At 65.3% G+C, this 14,628-nt stretch carries 13 protein-coding genes; 9 read left to right on the top strand and 4 right to left on the bottom strand.

Going from position 1 to position 14,628, the window contains the following annotated elements; genetic code table 11:
* Positions 1-36: 36 nt before the first annotated feature.
* The 3 genes from nhaA (at position 37) to miaB (ending at position 3,218) form a co-directional block, all read left to right on the top strand.
* Positions 37-1,218: a Na+/H+ antiporter NhaA gene (gene nhaA / locus C8K14_RS14015; protein WP_107717095.1), complete on the top strand. Its 1,182-nt coding sequence runs from the start codon at positions 37-39 to the stop codon at positions 1,216-1,218.
* Between the two features lie 98 nt (positions 1,219-1,316).
* Positions 1,317-1,772: a Dps family protein gene (locus C8K14_RS14010; RefSeq protein ID WP_107717094.1), complete on the top strand. Its 456-nt coding sequence runs from the start codon at positions 1,317-1,319 to the stop codon at positions 1,770-1,772.
* Positions 1,773-1,895: 123 nt separating this feature from the next.
* Positions 1,896-3,218 carry a tRNA (N6-isopentenyl adenosine(37)-C2)-methylthiotransferase MiaB gene (gene miaB, locus C8K14_RS14005; RefSeq protein ID WP_107717093.1) on the top strand — a complete coding sequence of 441 codons (1,323 nt, stop codon included), beginning with the start codon at positions 1,896-1,898 and terminating at the stop codon, positions 3,216-3,218.
* 82 nt (positions 3,219-3,300) lie between these two features.
* On the opposite strand, the gene C8K14_RS14000 is transcribed toward miaB, so the two are convergent.
* Complete coding sequence (locus C8K14_RS14000) at positions 3,301-3,603, bottom strand: hypothetical protein (RefSeq protein WP_022675006.1); 303 nt, start codon at positions 3,601-3,603, stop codon at positions 3,301-3,303.
* 265 nt (positions 3,604-3,868) lie between these two features.
* Between C8K14_RS14000 and C8K14_RS13995 the strand changes: the two genes are divergently transcribed.
* From C8K14_RS13995 to C8K14_RS13980, 4 genes are all read left to right on the top strand, one after another.
* Positions 3,869-4,960 carry a PhoH family protein gene (locus tag C8K14_RS13995; protein WP_082208975.1) on the top strand — a complete coding sequence of 364 codons (1,092 nt, stop codon included), beginning with the start codon at positions 3,869-3,871 and terminating at the stop codon, positions 4,958-4,960.
* A gap of 208 nt (positions 4,961-5,168) precedes the next feature.
* Complete coding sequence (ybeY, locus tag C8K14_RS13990) at positions 5,169-5,663, top strand: rRNA maturation RNase YbeY (RefSeq protein WP_107717092.1); 495 nt, start codon at positions 5,169-5,171, stop codon at positions 5,661-5,663.
* A 32-nt stretch (positions 5,664-5,695) separates the two neighbouring features.
* The gene (locus C8K14_RS13985) at positions 5,696-6,640 is read left to right on the top strand and encodes a hemolysin family protein (protein WP_107717091.1); all 945 of its coding nucleotides are present in this window, start codon (positions 5,696-5,698) and stop codon (positions 6,638-6,640) included.
* Positions 6,640-7,521, top strand: a complete 882-nt coding sequence (locus C8K14_RS13980) for a LysR substrate-binding domain-containing protein (protein WP_022675002.1) — start codon at positions 6,640-6,642, stop codon at positions 7,519-7,521. The genes C8K14_RS13985 and C8K14_RS13980 overlap by 1 nt, the downstream gene beginning before the upstream one ends.
* Positions 7,522-7,636: 115 nt before the next feature.
* Here C8K14_RS13980 and C8K14_RS13975 read toward each other — a convergent pair whose 3' ends face one another.
* Positions 7,637-9,181, bottom strand: a complete 1,545-nt coding sequence (locus C8K14_RS13975) for an acetyl-CoA hydrolase/transferase family protein (RefSeq protein WP_107717090.1) — start codon at positions 9,179-9,181, stop codon at positions 7,637-7,639.
* Between the two features lie 151 nt (positions 9,182-9,332).
* Entirely contained in the window at positions 9,333-9,788 is a 456-nt protein-coding gene (locus C8K14_RS13970; protein ID WP_022675000.1) for a peptidylprolyl isomerase, read from the bottom strand.
* Between the two features lie 144 nt (positions 9,789-9,932).
* Here C8K14_RS13970 and mgtE point away from each other — a divergent pair, with 144 nt between their 5' ends.
* Together mgtE and C8K14_RS13960 are read left to right on the top strand one after the other, a co-directional pair.
* Positions 9,933-11,363 carry a magnesium transporter gene (gene mgtE, locus C8K14_RS13965; protein WP_028657501.1) on the top strand — a complete coding sequence of 477 codons (1,431 nt, stop codon included), beginning with the start codon at positions 9,933-9,935 and terminating at the stop codon, positions 11,361-11,363.
* 23 nt (positions 11,364-11,386) lie between these two features.
* Positions 11,387-11,794 carry a DUF1489 domain-containing protein gene (locus tag C8K14_RS13960; RefSeq protein WP_022674998.1) on the top strand — a complete coding sequence of 136 codons (408 nt, stop codon included), beginning with the start codon at positions 11,387-11,389 and terminating at the stop codon, positions 11,792-11,794.
* An 81-nt stretch (positions 11,795-11,875) separates the two neighbouring features.
* Here C8K14_RS13960 and clpB read toward each other — a convergent pair whose 3' ends face one another.
* Positions 11,876-14,455 (bottom strand): ATP-dependent chaperone ClpB, encoded by a 2,580-nt coding sequence (gene clpB, locus C8K14_RS13955; protein ID WP_107717089.1) that lies wholly within the window; start codon positions 14,453-14,455, stop codon positions 11,876-11,878.
* Positions 14,456-14,628: the final 173 nt, after the last annotated feature.

Genomic DNA, 14,628 nt, shown 5'->3' with positions numbered 1-14,628 from the left:
CTTGCAACCTTCAGGAATGAATCGAATATGGCGGAAATGCGCGGGTCCCCTCATCAGCCGCAATCGGCATTGCGCCGGTTGATGCGCCACGAAGCAGCGCCGGGCGTGCTGCTGCTGGTCTGCGCGGCACTGGCTATCGCGCTGGCCAATTCGCCCTTGCACCATACCTATCACGCCGCACTGCACCATGCCCTTCCGGTGATCGTGGCGCCCCAACTCGACAGCCTGCATGCTTGGATCAACGACGGCCTGATGGCCGTGTTCTTCTTTGTCGTGGGGCTTGAGATCAAACGCGAAATCATCAGCGGCGCACTGGCCGATGCACGGCGGCGGCGGCTGCCGGTGCTGGCGGCGCTGGCAGGCATGGCGCTGCCCGCGCTGGTGTTCCTGGCCGTCAGCCGTGATTTTCCCATGCTGCATCGCGGGTGGGCCATTCCCGCCGCCACCGACATCGCCTTTGCCATGGGTGTGCTGGCCCTGATCGGGCGCCGTGCCCCCCGGTCGATCAGACTGTTCCTGTTGACCGTGGCCGTGGTCGATGACCTTGGCGCGGTGGTGGTGATCGCCATTTTTTACACCAGCGGGGTGGCCTGGGCCTGGCTGGCGGCGGCGGCCGCCGTGTTTGGCGCGATGATTCTCATCAACCGCGCCGGTGCGACTCGGGCGTCGACCTATGCGGTCTTTGCCGTGGCCCTCTGGGCATGCGTGCTGCAATCGGGCGTCCACGCCACCGTGGCAGGGGTGCTGGCGGCGCTGACCGTGCCGATGAAGCTCGATGCCCGGGGTAACAGCCCGCTGCTGCGCCTGGAACATCTGCTTGTGCCGATCAATGGCTTCGTGATCGTCCCGCTGTTCGGCCTGGCCAATGCCGGGGTCGATCTGCGCGCCACGGGCCTGGCCGGCATCCTGGCGCCGCTGCCCCTGGCAATCGCGGCCGGGCTCGTCGTAGGCAAGCAGGCCGGCGTGCTGGGCGCGGTTCTGGGTGCCGAACGGCTGGGCCTGGCGCCACGGCCGGCCGGCGCGCAGATAATGCATCTGTGGGGCATGGCACTGCTGTGCGGTATCGGCTTTACCATGAGCCTGTTCATTGCCGCGCTGGCGTTTCCAGCGCAGCCCGATCTGGTCGAGCAGGCCAAGATCGGCATCCTGGGCGGATCGCTGCTGTCCGCCCTCGGCGGCGCGCTCGTCTTGCGACTGGCGCCAAAGCCTGCCGATTGATCGACAAAACCGATTTTTACAAGCCACCATTTGCGTGAAACTTTGGCGCCGTTGTGGCGTATGAAAGCGCAAAGCCAAGCAAAGGAAAGGGGTTTACCATGCCGGGCGACAACGCAAACAAGGCGCTGATCGATAGCCTGAACGGGCTGCTCGCCGATTATTTCGCGCTCTATATCAAGACCAAGAACTATCACTGGCACGTGGCCGGCCCGCAGTTCCGCGATCTGCACCTGCTGTTTGACGAGCAGGCCACCGAACTGTTCGCCCTGACCGACATCGTGGCCGAGCGCGTGCGCAAGAACGGCGGCGCCACGCTCACCTCGATCGGCGCGATCGGCGCCAAGGCCAGCGTCCAGGATGATGACCGCGCCAAGGTTGATGCGATGGACATGGTCAAGGCCCTGCGCGACGACAATGCCGCGCTGGTCGAAACCATCCGCAAGGTGAAGGCCGCCGCAACCGAAGCCGGCGACAACGCCACCGAAGGCGCGGCCGATGACTGGACCGACCAGGCCCAGCAGCGCGTGTGGTTCCTGAGCCAGATCCTGGCCTGAACCAACGCTGCCCGCCATGCCGAGGCCCGCCGCGCATGCCTTGCGCGGCGGGCTTTTTCCTGGGCAGCGGCGCTACGCAAGGCGGTTTCCATCCGCGCCCGATTGCCTTATGGGGCGCGGCTTATGCCCGCAGAGAATCCCCCCCGGACGTTTCACGTCAAGAGCTTCGGCTGCCAGATGAACGTCTATGACGGCGAGCGCATGGCCGAGTTGCTTGCCGCCCAAGGCATGACCGCCACCGACGAGCGCGATGGCGCCGATCTGGTCGTGCTCAACACCTGCCACATCCGCGAAAAGGCCACGGAAAAGGTCTATTCCGATATTGGCCGCCTGCGCCGTGCCGATGGCTCCACGCCGCTGATCGCCGTGGCCGGTTGCGTGGCCCAGGCCGAGGGCGAGGAAATCATGGCGCGCGCGCCGTCGGTCAAGGTCGTGGTCGGGCCGCAAGCCTATCACCGCCTGCCCGAAATGGTGGCCGACGCCGCCGCCGGCAAGCGCGGCACCGAGACGGACATGCCGGCCGAAGCCAAGTTTGCCGCCCTGCCCAAGCGCCGCCGCTCGGGCCCCAGCGCGTTCCTGACGGTGCAGGAAGGGTGCGACAAGTTCTGCACCTATTGCGTGGTGCCCTATACGCGTGGCGCGGAAATCTCGCGCCCGTTTGCCGATCTGGTGGAAGAGGCCAAGCTGCTGGTTGCCGGCGGCGCGCGCGAAATCACCCTGCTGGGGCAGAACGTGAATGCCTGGACCGGCCAGGACGACAAGGGCCGCGCCATCGGCCTCGATGGCCTGATCCGCGTGCTGGCGGCAGAGCCAGATCTGGCGCGCATCCGCTATACCACCAGCCATCCCAACGACATGAGCGAGCGCCTGATCGCCGCCCATGGCGAAATCGACAAGCTGATGCCGTTCCTGCACCTGCCCGTGCAGGCCGGCAACGACCGCGTGCTCAAGGCGATGAACCGCAGCCACACGGTGGAAAGCTATCTCAAAATCCTCGATCGCGTGCGCGCCGCCCGGCCCGATATCGCGCTGTCGGGCGATTTCATCGTCGGTTTTCCCGGAGAGACCGAGGCCGAATTCCAGGACACGCTCGATCTGGTGGGCGCGGTGCGCCATGCCCAGGCGTTCAGCTTCAAGTATTCGCCCCGCCCCGGTACGCCAGCGGCGACGATGGACGATCAGATCGCGCCGGCAGTGATGGACGAGCGGCTCAAGCGGCTGCAGGCCGCATTGGCGTGCGATGCCACGGCGTTCAACCAGGCCAGCGTGGGCCGGCGCTGCCAGGTGCTGGTCGAGCGGCGCGGGCGCCTTGCCGGCCAATGGCTGGGCAAATCGCCCTGGCTGCAATCGGTGCACTTCACCGGCGATGTGGCGATCGGCGATCTGGTGACGGTTGACCTGGTGCAGGCCGGGCCCAATTCGCTCGCTGGCCAACTGGTCGCCTGATCCGGCCCAAGCACCGCGCAGACAGCAAAAGGCCCCCGCCGCGATCCACGCGACGGGGGCCTTTTGGTTTGGGCGCCTGACCTTAGCCGTGGTGATGGCGATAGGCGTGGCGGATCTTGTGATGCATCACCTTGCGATCGTGGCGCATGTCACGGCGATCATGGCGCAGTTCGTGCTTGGCGATGCGCACCGCGCGTTCGTTGCCATGGGCGCGGGCCACGGCCACTTCGCGGCGATCATGGCGCACTTCGGCGCGGTCGCGGCGCACTTCGTGGCGGGCGGCGGCAACGGCCGGGGTGTTGACCGGCTGGGCATTGGCAATGGCCGGCGCCATGACGGGGGCAACCAGGGCGGCGGCAACGAGAGCGAGGACGAACTTGCGCATGGGGGTAACTCCTTGTTCCGGCCGGACCTGAGCGTTTTGCCCGGGGGTCTCGTTCGGCCATGAAACGGTTATGGCCCTGCCCGGCTGAATGCCTGCCGAAGCACGTTGCAAGAAACCGCTCAGGTTTGTCGTGCCCCGGCAGCAAAGTGTCGCGCAATTGTTACCTGCGTTGTGCATTTTGCCCCCAGTCTCCCTTGCACAAGGACAATCACGCCTTACACTTGGATAAAGTGGTTCGATGAAAGGAGCGCGAAAACCCCATCCCATGGCTCGCAAATTCCCCCGTGCCCACGACGAGGCACATCGCGACATGACCTTCGACCGCCCCGGACACCGTGCCGGAATACAGGGCGATGGCGGGGTCAGGACCGGGCCGCGGCCCGACCAACCCCGTCGCGCCCGCGTGGAAGTGGAATTTGAAGAGCAGACGATGCTGGGTGCGCTGTTCGGACAGTTCGACACCAACCTGGTCCAGATCGAAAACCGCCTCGGCGTGTTCATTTCCGCACGCGGCAACAAGGTCTTGATCGAAGGACCCGAAGACGCCGTGGCCCGCGCCCGTGACGTGCTCAAGGGCCTGTACCAGCGCCTCAACACCGGGCACGAGATCGACAGCGGCGCCCTGGAATCGCTTATCGCGATGAGCGCGGAACCCACGCTCGAAGGGATCATCACCGGAACGCCGGGCAATGCCCCGCCGATCATGATCCGCACCCGCCGCAAGACCATCGTGCCGCGTTCGGCCACGCAGATCTCCTACATGCAGGCGCTGGTGCAGAACGATGTGATCTTTGCCCTGGGGCCGGCGGGTACCGGCAAGACCTATCTTGCCGTGGCCCAAGCCGTGGCCCAGCTGATGACCGGTTCGGTTCAGCGGCTGATCCTGTCGCGCCCGGCGGTGGAAGCTGGCGAGCGCCTGGGCTTCCTGCCCGGGGACATGAAGGAAAAGGTCGATCCCTATCTGCGCCCGCTTTACGATGCGCTTTATGACTGCATGCCGCCCGAACAGGTGGAGCGGCGCATCGCCAGCGGCGAAATTGAGATCGCGCCGATCGCTTTCATGCGCGGGCGCACCTTGGCCGATGCCTTTGTCATCCTCGACGAAGCGCAGAACACCACGCCGGCGCAGATGAAGATGTTCCTCACCCGCTTTGGCCAGAACAGCCGCATGGTGGTGTGCGGGGATCCCAAGCAGGTTGACCTTCCCGGCGGCGTGGCTGCCAGCGGCCTGGCAGACGCAGTCGGCCGGCTGGAAGGCGTGGACGGCATCGGCGTGGTGCATTTCAGCCGCGCCGACGTGGTGCGCCATCCCATCGTGGGCCGCATCGTTGAAGCCTATGAAGGAAACGAGGCCTGACCTTGCACGGTGCCCCCACCACCCCCAACCCCCTCCTCTGAAGAGGAGGGGCTTTGTTTCATCCTCCCCATCCTCTTTAGAGGAGGGGGTCGGGGGGTGGCGGAAACCTTGCACTGACCCTGACCTTGCATTTTTTGCAAATGGCGGGTGGCGCGGGTCGCGTCGCCATGCCAAAGCGATTCGTCCCCCAATTGCACAGGCCCCCCGCATGACCGCGCCGATTCTGGAAATCGACATCGATCCCATCTGGGGAGATTCCACCGATTGGGAGGCACTGGCCAACCGCGCCGCCGAGGCGACCGCGCAGGTTGCTAATGAACTTGCGCATCCCAATCTGCTGGTCAGCCTGGTCCTGGCCGACGATGACGAGGTGCACGCCCTCAACAAGCAGTGGCGGGCCAAGGACAAGCCCACCAATGTGCTGTCTTTCCCGATGCTTGCCCGCGAAGACGTGCTGCGCGCCGCAGCCGACGAGGGCGCGCCGGGCATGCTGGGCGACCTGATCCTGGCGCAGGGCGTCTGTGCGCGCGAAGCCGCGGAAAAGGGCATTTCGGTCGAGAACCACGCCACCCACCTGATGATCCACGGCCTGCTGCATCTGGCCGGCTATGACCACGAGGAAGGCGAAGCCCAGGCCGAGGAAATGGAAGACCTGGAGCGGAAGGCGCTTGCCTTGCTGGGCCTGGCCGACCCATATGCATGAATATCGACAGTAACAGCTAAGGAGCAAGGTCAGTGCCCGAGGGCAATGGGTCCGGCGGTGAAAATCGCTCGGGCGAAGGCGACAGTAATGGGGCGCTTTGGCGCGTGATAAAGGCCTTTTTCAAGGGGCCTGACCATGACCAGTCTCTACGGGCGCAGATCGAGGAAGCGATCGAGGAGCACGAGCACGAACCCGGCCACGATCTGGGCGCCGATGGCGACCTGGTGCCGGTGGAACGCCAGATGCTCAAAAACCTGCTCCATTTCAGCGAGCGCGATGCCGATGACGTGGCCATCCCGCGTGGCCAGATCATCGCAATTCCGGCCTCCTCCACGTTTGCCGAAGTGGTTGCCGCCTTTGCCGAGCATGGCCACAGCCGCCTGCCGGTCTATGGCGAATCGCTCGATGAAGTGCAGGGCATGATGCACATCAAGGACGTGTTCCCGTTCCTGGCGGACATGGCGCTTAAAGGTGCGCCCGCGCCAGAGGACTGGACCGTGCTGCTGCGCCAGCCGCTGTTCGTGCCCCAGGCGCGCGGCGCGATCGACGTGCTGGCCGACATGCGCGGCAGCCGCACCCACCTGGCCGTGGTGGTGGACGAATATTCCGGCACCGACGGGATCATCACGTTCGAAGACCTGGTCGAGGAAATCGTCGGCGACGTGGAAGACGAGCACGACGACGCGCCCGAAGTGCTGCTCAACCGGCTCGATCCCGATACCTGGGATGCCGATGCCCGCGCCGAACTGGAACACGTCGCCCGCATCATCGACCCGCGCCTGGCCGAGGTGGAGGAAGACGTCGACACCCTGGGCGGCCTGGCGGTTGTCCTTGCCGGCGAAGTGCCACCAGTCGGCCGCGTGCTGGAACACGAATCCGGCTGGCGTCTGGAAGTGACCGGGGGCGACGAACGCCGCCTCACGCGCCTGCGCTTGCACGCCCCCTCCACCGCCCTTGCCGAAGAAGAAGACGCCTGATGATCCGCCGCCTGCCACCACTGCGCTCGCTGGAAGCTTTCATTCGCGTGGTGCGCGCCGGTTCGGCCAAGACGGCTGCAGCCGAACTGGCACTCAGCCCGTCGGCCCTGTCGCGTCGGCTGGCGGCGCTGGAAGAGTTCGTGGGCAAGCCGCTGTTCGAGCGCAAGCACCAGGCCCTCAAGCTGACCGAAGACGGGCAGACGCTGTATGATGCGGTGGCCCCGCTGATCGACGAGATGGCCGACCGGATCGACCGCATGATCGATACCGGCAAGGTTATGCGCCTGCGCCTGGGCGTGCTGCCGCTGTTCGGCAGCCAGCGCCTGTTCCCGCGCCTGGGCGAGTTGCGCAAGCTGCACCCGCAGCTGCACATTGATATCGACAGCTCGACCGCGGCGGAAACCAAGCTGGGTGACACGATCGACGCGGCGATCATCCTGTCGGAAGGGCCGGACGCCGCGCTGCATGCCGTACGGCTCGATCACAACCGGGTCTATGCCATCGCCAGCAAGCAGCTGGCCGAAGAGCTGGGCAACCGCCCCGACATGGCCAAGCTCGCCAAGCAGACGTTCCTGGTCCACAACGATCTGCCCGCCAGCTTTGAAGCCTGGAAGCGCACGCTACACCTGGAAGCGCTGGAGCCAGCCGCGATCGACCATTTCGATTCCGGCCAGTTGATCTTGGAAGCCGCCGCGCAGGGTCTGGGCATTGCCATCATGCACGATGACCATTTCAGCCGCAGCCACGATCCCCGGCTGGCGCGCGTCTATGACATCGAGGTGGACAGTCCCTATTCTTATTGGTTCGTCTGCCGCCCCCGCGCCCTGCAATCGCGGCCGGTGCGCCTGTTCCACGACTGGATGCTGAAGGCGGGGCTTTAAGAGGCCCCCTCCACCGCCCGCTGCGCGGGCGGTCCCCCTCCCCACGCCGTGGGGAGGATCCCAGGTCCTCCCCGCTCGGCGGGGAGGTGGCGGCCCGAAGGGCTGACGGAGGGGCTTACCCCGCCCGCATGGTGCCCGTCTGCACAAAGCGCTGATGCCATGAAAGCGCCTCGTCCAGCAACGAAGGCGAATGCTTGCCATAGGAATCGCGCAAGGCGCGGGCATAGTAGTCGCTCAACTGGTCGCGATAGATCGGGTGCACGCAGTTGGCGATGACCTGTTCGGCCCGCTGCTTGGGCGACAGGCCGCGCAGATCGGCCAGGCCCTGGTCGGTGACGATCACCTGCACGTCCTGATCGATATGGTCGACATGGCTGACCTGGGGCACGATCGTGGAAATCGCCCCGCCCTTGGCCAGCGAAGGCGCCATGAAGATCGAGATATAGGCATTGCGGGCAAAATCGCCCGAGCCGCCGATGCCGTTCTGGATGCGCGAGCCCATCAGGTGGGTGGAATTGACGTTGCCATAGAGATCGGCCTCGATCATGCCGTTCATCGCCAGGCAGCCCAGACGCCGCACCAGTTCGGGATGGTTGGAAATTTCCTGCGGGCGCAGCACGATGCGATCGCGATAGCGGTGCATTTCGCCGTTCAGCGCCTCTGCCGCATCGGGGCTGAGGGAAAACGCCGTGGCCGAGGCCATCGCCAGCTTGCCCGCCGCCAGCAGATCGAGCATGCCGTCTTGCAAGACTTCGGTATAGGCCGTCATCGGCTCGAACGGGCTGTCCATCAAGCCATTCAGCACGGCATTGGCGATATTGCCCACGCCCGACTGGATCGGCAGCAGCGAAGCCGGCAGCCGGCCCATTTTCACTTCATGACCAAAGAACTGCAGCAGGTGCCCGGCAATGGCGCGGGCGGCATCGTCGGGCGCCTTGAACGGGGCATTGCGATCGGGCGTATCGGTGGCCACCACCGCCACCACCTTGGCCGGATCGATGCGGAAGGTGGGCTGGCCGATGCGATCATTGGGATGGACCAGCGGGATCGGGCGGCGATGCGGCGGCAGCGCGGTGCCATAATAGATATCATGCATGCCGTGCAGCGCTTCATGCTGCCAGGAATTGACTTCCAGGATGATCTTGCCGGCGCGATCGAGCCAGGTCTTGTTGTTGCCCACCGACGAGGACGGCACCACGCTGCCATCGGGCAGGATCGCCGAAACCTCGACCAGCGCCACGTCGAGCGGGCCGAGAAAGCCCTGCCACGCCACGGGCGCCACCTGGCTCAGGTGCATGTCGAAATACTGCACCGTGCCGGCATTGATCTGCTCGCGCACCAGGGGATCGGAATTGTAGGGCAGGCGGAAGTCGATGCCCTTGGCCCGCGCCAGCGCGCCGTCGAGTTCAGGCCCGGTCGATGCGCCGGTCCACACCTTGATGGCATAGGGATTGCCGGCGGCATGGGCCGCCTCCATCCGCCGCGCCAGCGCCTGGGGCACCGCCTTGGGATAGCCTGCCCCGGTGAACCCGCTCATCCCCACCACGGCGCCGGGGCCAATCAGGCTGGCGGCATCGTCTGCGCTCATAAGCTTGGCGCGATAATCAGGATGGGCAATCCGCGCGTTGGACACGGACGGTGACGAAACGGGGGCGTTCATGGGGGGCTCCTCTCGGGTTCGATCTACCCTGCCCCTAAGCCGATGCGCCTTGTCCTACAGCAAAAAAGGCGGGGACCAGCCCCGCCTTTTCCCTGATATGATACAGGTTTTGTCTCGATAGCGAGACAGTGACCCGATCAGCCAGTCGTAATCAGGCAGCCTGCACGGTCGCCTTGCGGATCACGCCCGGGTTTGCCGGCGGCTCGCCCTTGGGCAGCGCGTCGATCAGTTCCATGCCGCTCTCCACTTCGCCCCACACAGTGTACTGGCGATCGAGGAAACGGGCATCATCGAAGCAGATGAAGAACTGGCTGTTGGCCGAGTGCGGATAGCTGGTGCGGGCCATCGAGCACACGCCGCGCACGTGCGGCTGATCGTTGAATTCGGCCTTGAGGTCCGGCTTGCTCGAACCACCCATGCCGGTGCCCTGCGGGCAGCCGCCCTGCGCCATGAAACCGGGGATCACGCGGTGGAACTTCACCCCGTCATAAAACCCTTCGGAAGCCAGTTCCTTGATGCGTTCCACGTGGCCGGGGGCCAGGTCGGGACGCAGCTTGATCACCACATCGCCCGAATCCAGCGACAGGACCAGTTTTTCTTCAGACATCGACCACTCTTCCTTGGCAAAGAATGTCGCCGATATAGGCAATCTTCGGACAAAGTCACGCTGCACTGCATCATTGCATTTGCCGGATGATCGCCTATCCCCGCCTTGATGGAACAAGGCGCGCCCCACGAACACGACCCGCGGATGGACGACGGCGTGGACACTGACACCTTGACGGTGGCAGCGCCCGAACCTGCGCGCAATTCGCAGGAACTGGACGAGGAAGACAACACGCTGCGGCCCTCGTTCCTGCGCCGGGTGACCGAGGCGCTGGACGCGGAAAACCAGGAAGCGGTCTATAACCTGGTCGAGCCGCTGCACCCGGCCGACATCGCCGACCTGTTCGAGCTGATCGGCCAGGAGTATCGCGCACCGCTGGCACGCGCGATCAACGACCTGCTCGGCTCAGACGTGCTCGCCGAGTTGAACGACTGGGTGCGCGATGACCTGGTCGATCAGCTCGAACCCGAAGAGGTTGCCGACCTTGCCGAGCAGATGGAGACGGACGACGCCGTCGCCCTGATCGAAGACCTCGACGAGGAAGACCAGGCCGCCGTCCTGGCAGAAATGGAGCCGGAAGACCGCGCCGCGATCGAAAGCGCGCTGTCCTACCCCGAAGAATCCGCCGGCCGCCTGATGAGCCGCGACGTGATCGCGGTGCCCGAACACCTGACCGTGGGCGACCTGATCGATTACCTGCGCCGCGACGACGATGACCTTGCCACCGAATTCTGGGAAGTGTTCATCGTCGACGTAAAGCATCGCCCGGTTGGCACCTGCATGCTTTCCTGGCTGCTGCGCGCACCGCGCAGCGTGCCCCTGGCCGATGTGATGAAGCGCGACCAGACGCTGATTCCCGTCACCATGGACCAGGAAGAGGTCGCGCTCCGCTTTCAGAAGTACGCGCTGATTTCTGCCGCCGTGGTGGATGACAGTGGCCGGCTGGTCGGCCAGATCACGGTGGACGACGTGGTCCACATTATCCAGGAAGAGGCGAGCGAGGACATCCTGCGCCTGTCGGGCGCGGGCGATGGCGACATCAACGAGCCGATCGGCCTGACCGTGCGCACGCGCCTGTCGTGGCTGGTGGTGAACCTGGGCACGGCGATCATTGCCGCCTCGGTGGTCGGCCTGTTCCAGGGCGCCATCGCGCGCTTTGCCCTGCTCGCCGTGCTGATGCCGATCGTTTCGGGCATGGGCGGCAATGCCGGCACCCAGACGCTGGCAGTGGTGGTGCGCGCGATTGCCACCAACCAGCTGACGAGTTCCAACACCGTGCGCATGATCCTGCGCGAATTGCGCATCGCGCTGGCCAACGGGCTCTCGCTGGGCGTGCTGATCGGGGTGGGCACCACGCTGATCTTTGGCAACCCGCACCTGGGCGCGGTGATCGGCGCGGCCATGGTGATCAACAACCTGGTGGCGGGCCTGGCTGGAATCCTCGTTCCGGTCAGCCTCGATCGCCTGCGGGTGGATCCGGCTGTCTCTTCGGCCGTATTCGTGACGATGGCCACCGATGTCATGGGGTTCTTCTCGTTCCTGGGGCTGGCTGTCGTCACCGGGCTTGCCGCCTGATTCGGATTGAAAGAACACCTGCAATGCCGCTCAACATGACCAAAGTGGCCTATGGCGCGCAGTCGCTGGCGGAAGTCCACGAATGGTTTTCCACCGGCCGGCGCCACGGTGCCGATGGCGTCGCCCGCCTGACCACGCGCAACTGCCCGCGCCGCCATGCCGAAATGATCGGCGGCTCGCTGTACTGGATTCTCAAGCACCAGCTGGTCGCGCGCAGCGAAATCTTGGGTTTTGAAGAGGCCGAGGGCGGACGCACCAATATCCTGGTCTCCACCCGCCTGATCGACGTGGTGCCGATGCCGCGCCGCGCCCACCAGGGCTGGCGCTATCTGGAAGCAGCCGATGCCCCGGCCGATCTTGGCCATGGGGAAGCCGGTGACGTGCTGCCCGCCGCGATCGCCGGCGAACTGGCCAAGCTCGGCCTGGTCTGACGCCCGCGGGCTGCCGGCCCGCCGATGCAGAAAAGGGAGCGACATGCGCTCCCCTTCCCTTTCCGCAATGGCCTGCGCGGCTCAGCTGACGTGGAACGCCAGCGCGCCGTCGCCTTCATCGATCGTCACCGTGCTGCCGTCGGGCACTTGGCCTGCCAGCAGCCGCTCCGCCAGCGGGTCTTGCAGATAGCGCTGCACGGCCCGCTTCAATGGCCGCGCGCCATAGACCGGATCATAGCCCACCCGGCCCAGCCAGCGCTTGGCCGCCTCGGTGAGGTCCAGCGTGATCTTGCGATCCTTGAGCAGCTTGGCCACGCGTGCCACCTGGATGTCCACGATCGGGGCCATGTGTTCCTGGCCCAGGCGGTGGAACAGGATGATTTCATCCAGCCGGTTGAGGAATTCCGGCCGGAAGTGCGCGCGCACCACATCCATCACCTGCGGCTCCACGCTGGCGGCATCTTCGCCCTCGCCCAGGTTGGCCAGGTACTGGCTGCCCAGGTTGGAGGTCAGGATGATCAGCGTGTTGGTGAAATCCACCACGCGGCCCTGGCCGTCGGTCAGGCGCCCATCATCGAGCACCTGCAACAGCACGTTGAACACGTCCTGATGAGCCTTTTCCACCTCGTCGAACAGGACGACCTGATAGGGCCGGCGCCGCACCGCCTCGGTCAGCACGCCGCCTTCGTCATAGCCGACATAGCCCGGAGGCGCGCCGATCAGACGGCTGACGGCATGCTTTTCCATGAACTCCGACATGTCGATGCGCACCATCGCACTGTCATCATCAAACAGGAAACCCGCCAGCGCCTTGGTCAGTTCGGTCTTGCCCACGCCCGTGGGGCCCAGGAACAGGAAGCTGCCGAGCGGACGGTTGGGGTCTTGCAACCCGGCCCGCGCGCGGCGCACGGCCTTGGACACGGCCACCACCGCGTCGCGCTGGCCGATTACCCGCTTGCCGAGCACGTCTTCCATGTTGAGCAGCTTTTCCCGCTCGCCTTCCATCATCCGGTCGACCGGCACCCCGGTCCAGCGGCTGACGACACCAGCGATATCTTCGGCCGTCACTTCCTCGCGCAGCAGGGCATTCTTGCTGGCGCCTTGCGCATCGGCCAGCTGGCGCTCCAGCTCGGGGATGCGGCCATAGGCCAGCTCCCCGGCCTTCGCCAGATCGCCCACGCGCTGCGCCTGCTCCAGTTCCACGCGCGCGCTGTCGAGCTGCTCCTTGATCTTGCCTTCGGCATGGATCTTGTCGCGCTCGTTCTGCCAGCGCGTGGTCAGCTCGGCCGATTGCTGTTCCAGGTTGGCCAGGTCTTCGCGCAGGGTATCCAGCCGATCACGGCTGGCCTGGTCGGTTTCCTTGGCCAGGGCCATTTCCTCGATCTTGAGCTGGATGATGCGACGATCCAGGTTCTCGATCTCCTCGGGCTTGCTTTCCACTTCCATGCGGATGCGGCTGGCAGCCTCGTCCATCAGGTCGATCGCCTTGTCGGGCAGGAAACGGTCGGCGATATATCGGTTGGACAGCGTCGCGGCGGCCACGATCGCGGCATCGGCGATGCGCACGCCATGGTGCACCTCGTACTTTTCCTTGATCCCGCGCAGGATCGAGATGGTGTCCTCCACCGTCGGCTCGCCCACGAACACGGGCTGGAACCGGCGTTGGAGGGCCGGGTCCTTTTCCACGTACTTCTGGTATTCATCCAGCGTGGTAGCGCCGATGCAGTGCAACTCGCCCCGCGCCAGCGCCGGCTTCAAGAGGTTGGACGCGTCCATCGCGCCTTCGGTCTTGCCCGCGCCGATCAGGGTATGCATCTCGTCGATGAACAGGATGATCTCGCCCTCGGCGCCCTTCACCTCGTCGAGCACGGCCTTCAACCGCTCCTCGAACTCGCCGCGATACTTGGCGCCGGCAATCAGGCTGCCCATGTCGAGCGCCATCAGCCGGCGATGCTTGAGGCTGTCGGGCACGTCGCCATTGGCGATGCGCAGCGCCAGGCCTTCGGCAATCGCCGTCTTGCCCACGCCGGGTTCGCCGATCAGCGCCGGGTTGTTCTTGGTGCGACGCGCCAGGATCTGCACGGTACGACGGATTTCCTCGTCGCGGCCGATCACCGGATCGAGCTTGCCCTCGCGCGCGGCAGCCGTCAGGTCGCGGGCATATTTCTTCATCGCGTCATAGGCGTTTTCCGCGCCGGCGCTATCGGCCGAACGCCCGCCGCGCAGCGCGGTGATCGCCGCTTCCAGCGCCTGGGGCGAAAGGCCCGCCGCCTTCAGGGCCTGGCCAGCCGCCGTGGTGCCGGCCAGCGTCAGCGCCAGCAGCATGCGTTCCACGGTGACAAAGCTGTCCCCGCTCTTGGCGGCAACCTGTTCGGCCTGGTCGAGCAGGCGCACGGTATCGTTGTCGAGCCCGGGCGAATTCTGCGCGCCCGAACCCGAGACCGCCGGCAATTTGCCCAGCGCCTTGTCCACTTCGGCCTGGGCCACGGCGGGGTTGCCGCCGGCCCGCTGGATCAGCCCGCTGGCCATGCCTTCAGGGTCTTCCAGCAACACCTTGAGCACGTGCTCGGGGGTGATGCGCTGATGGCTCAGGCGGATCGCCAGGGTCTGGGCCGCCTGAAGGAAACCCTTGGCGCGATCGGTGAATTTTTCGAGGTTCATAACGGTCTCTCGCTCTCCTGACCGCCACAAGGTAGTGTGACTTTTGGGCAACACAAGGACGTGGATCAAATTTTGCGCCACCGGTTGCAATCAAAACCAATGTCGCGTGGCAAGTCCTCACGATGGTTCAGCTTTGACTCCGCCGAACATGCCCTTACACATCGCCACAGAGA

This window comes from Novosphingobium sp. GV079, from assembly GCF_003058045.1.
Classification (GTDB): Bacteria; Pseudomonadota; Alphaproteobacteria; order Sphingomonadales; family Sphingomonadaceae; genus Novosphingobium; species Novosphingobium capsulatum.
This window is presented reverse-complemented; position numbering and strand designations above follow the sequence as displayed.

Coding starts and splice junctions, on each gene's coding strand:
- ybeY (WP_107717092.1), top strand. CDS start 5,169: ATGACCGCGCCGATTCTGGAAATCGACATCGATCCCATCTGGGGAGAT.
- C8K14_RS13960 (WP_022674998.1), top strand. CDS start 11,387: ATGCCGCTCAACATGACCAAAGTGGCCTATGGCGCGCAGTCGCTGGCG.
- C8K14_RS14000 (WP_022675006.1), bottom strand. CDS start 3,603: ATGCGCAAGTTCGTCCTCGCTCTCGTTGCCGCCGCCCTGGTTGCCCCC.
- miaB (WP_107717093.1), top strand. CDS start 1,896: ATGCCCGCAGAGAATCCCCCCCGGACGTTTCACGTCAAGAGCTTCGGC.
- clpB (WP_107717089.1), bottom strand. CDS start 14,455: ATGAACCTCGAAAAATTCACCGATCGCGCCAAGGGTTTCCTTCAGGCG.
- mgtE (WP_028657501.1), top strand. CDS start 9,933: ATGGACGACGGCGTGGACACTGACACCTTGACGGTGGCAGCGCCCGAA.
- nhaA (WP_107717095.1), top strand. CDS start 37: ATGCGCGGGTCCCCTCATCAGCCGCAATCGGCATTGCGCCGGTTGATG.
- C8K14_RS13980 (WP_022675002.1), top strand. CDS start 6,640: ATGATCCGCCGCCTGCCACCACTGCGCTCGCTGGAAGCTTTCATTCGC.
- C8K14_RS13970 (WP_022675000.1), bottom strand. CDS start 9,788: ATGTCTGAAGAAAAACTGGTCCTGTCGCTGGATTCGGGCGATGTGGTG.
- C8K14_RS13995 (WP_082208975.1), top strand. CDS start 3,869: ATGGCTCGCAAATTCCCCCGTGCCCACGACGAGGCACATCGCGACATG.
- C8K14_RS13975 (WP_107717090.1), bottom strand. CDS start 9,181: ATGAACGCCCCCGTTTCGTCACCGTCCGTGTCCAACGCGCGGATTGCC.
- C8K14_RS14010 (WP_107717094.1), top strand. CDS start 1,317: ATGCCGGGCGACAACGCAAACAAGGCGCTGATCGATAGCCTGAACGGG.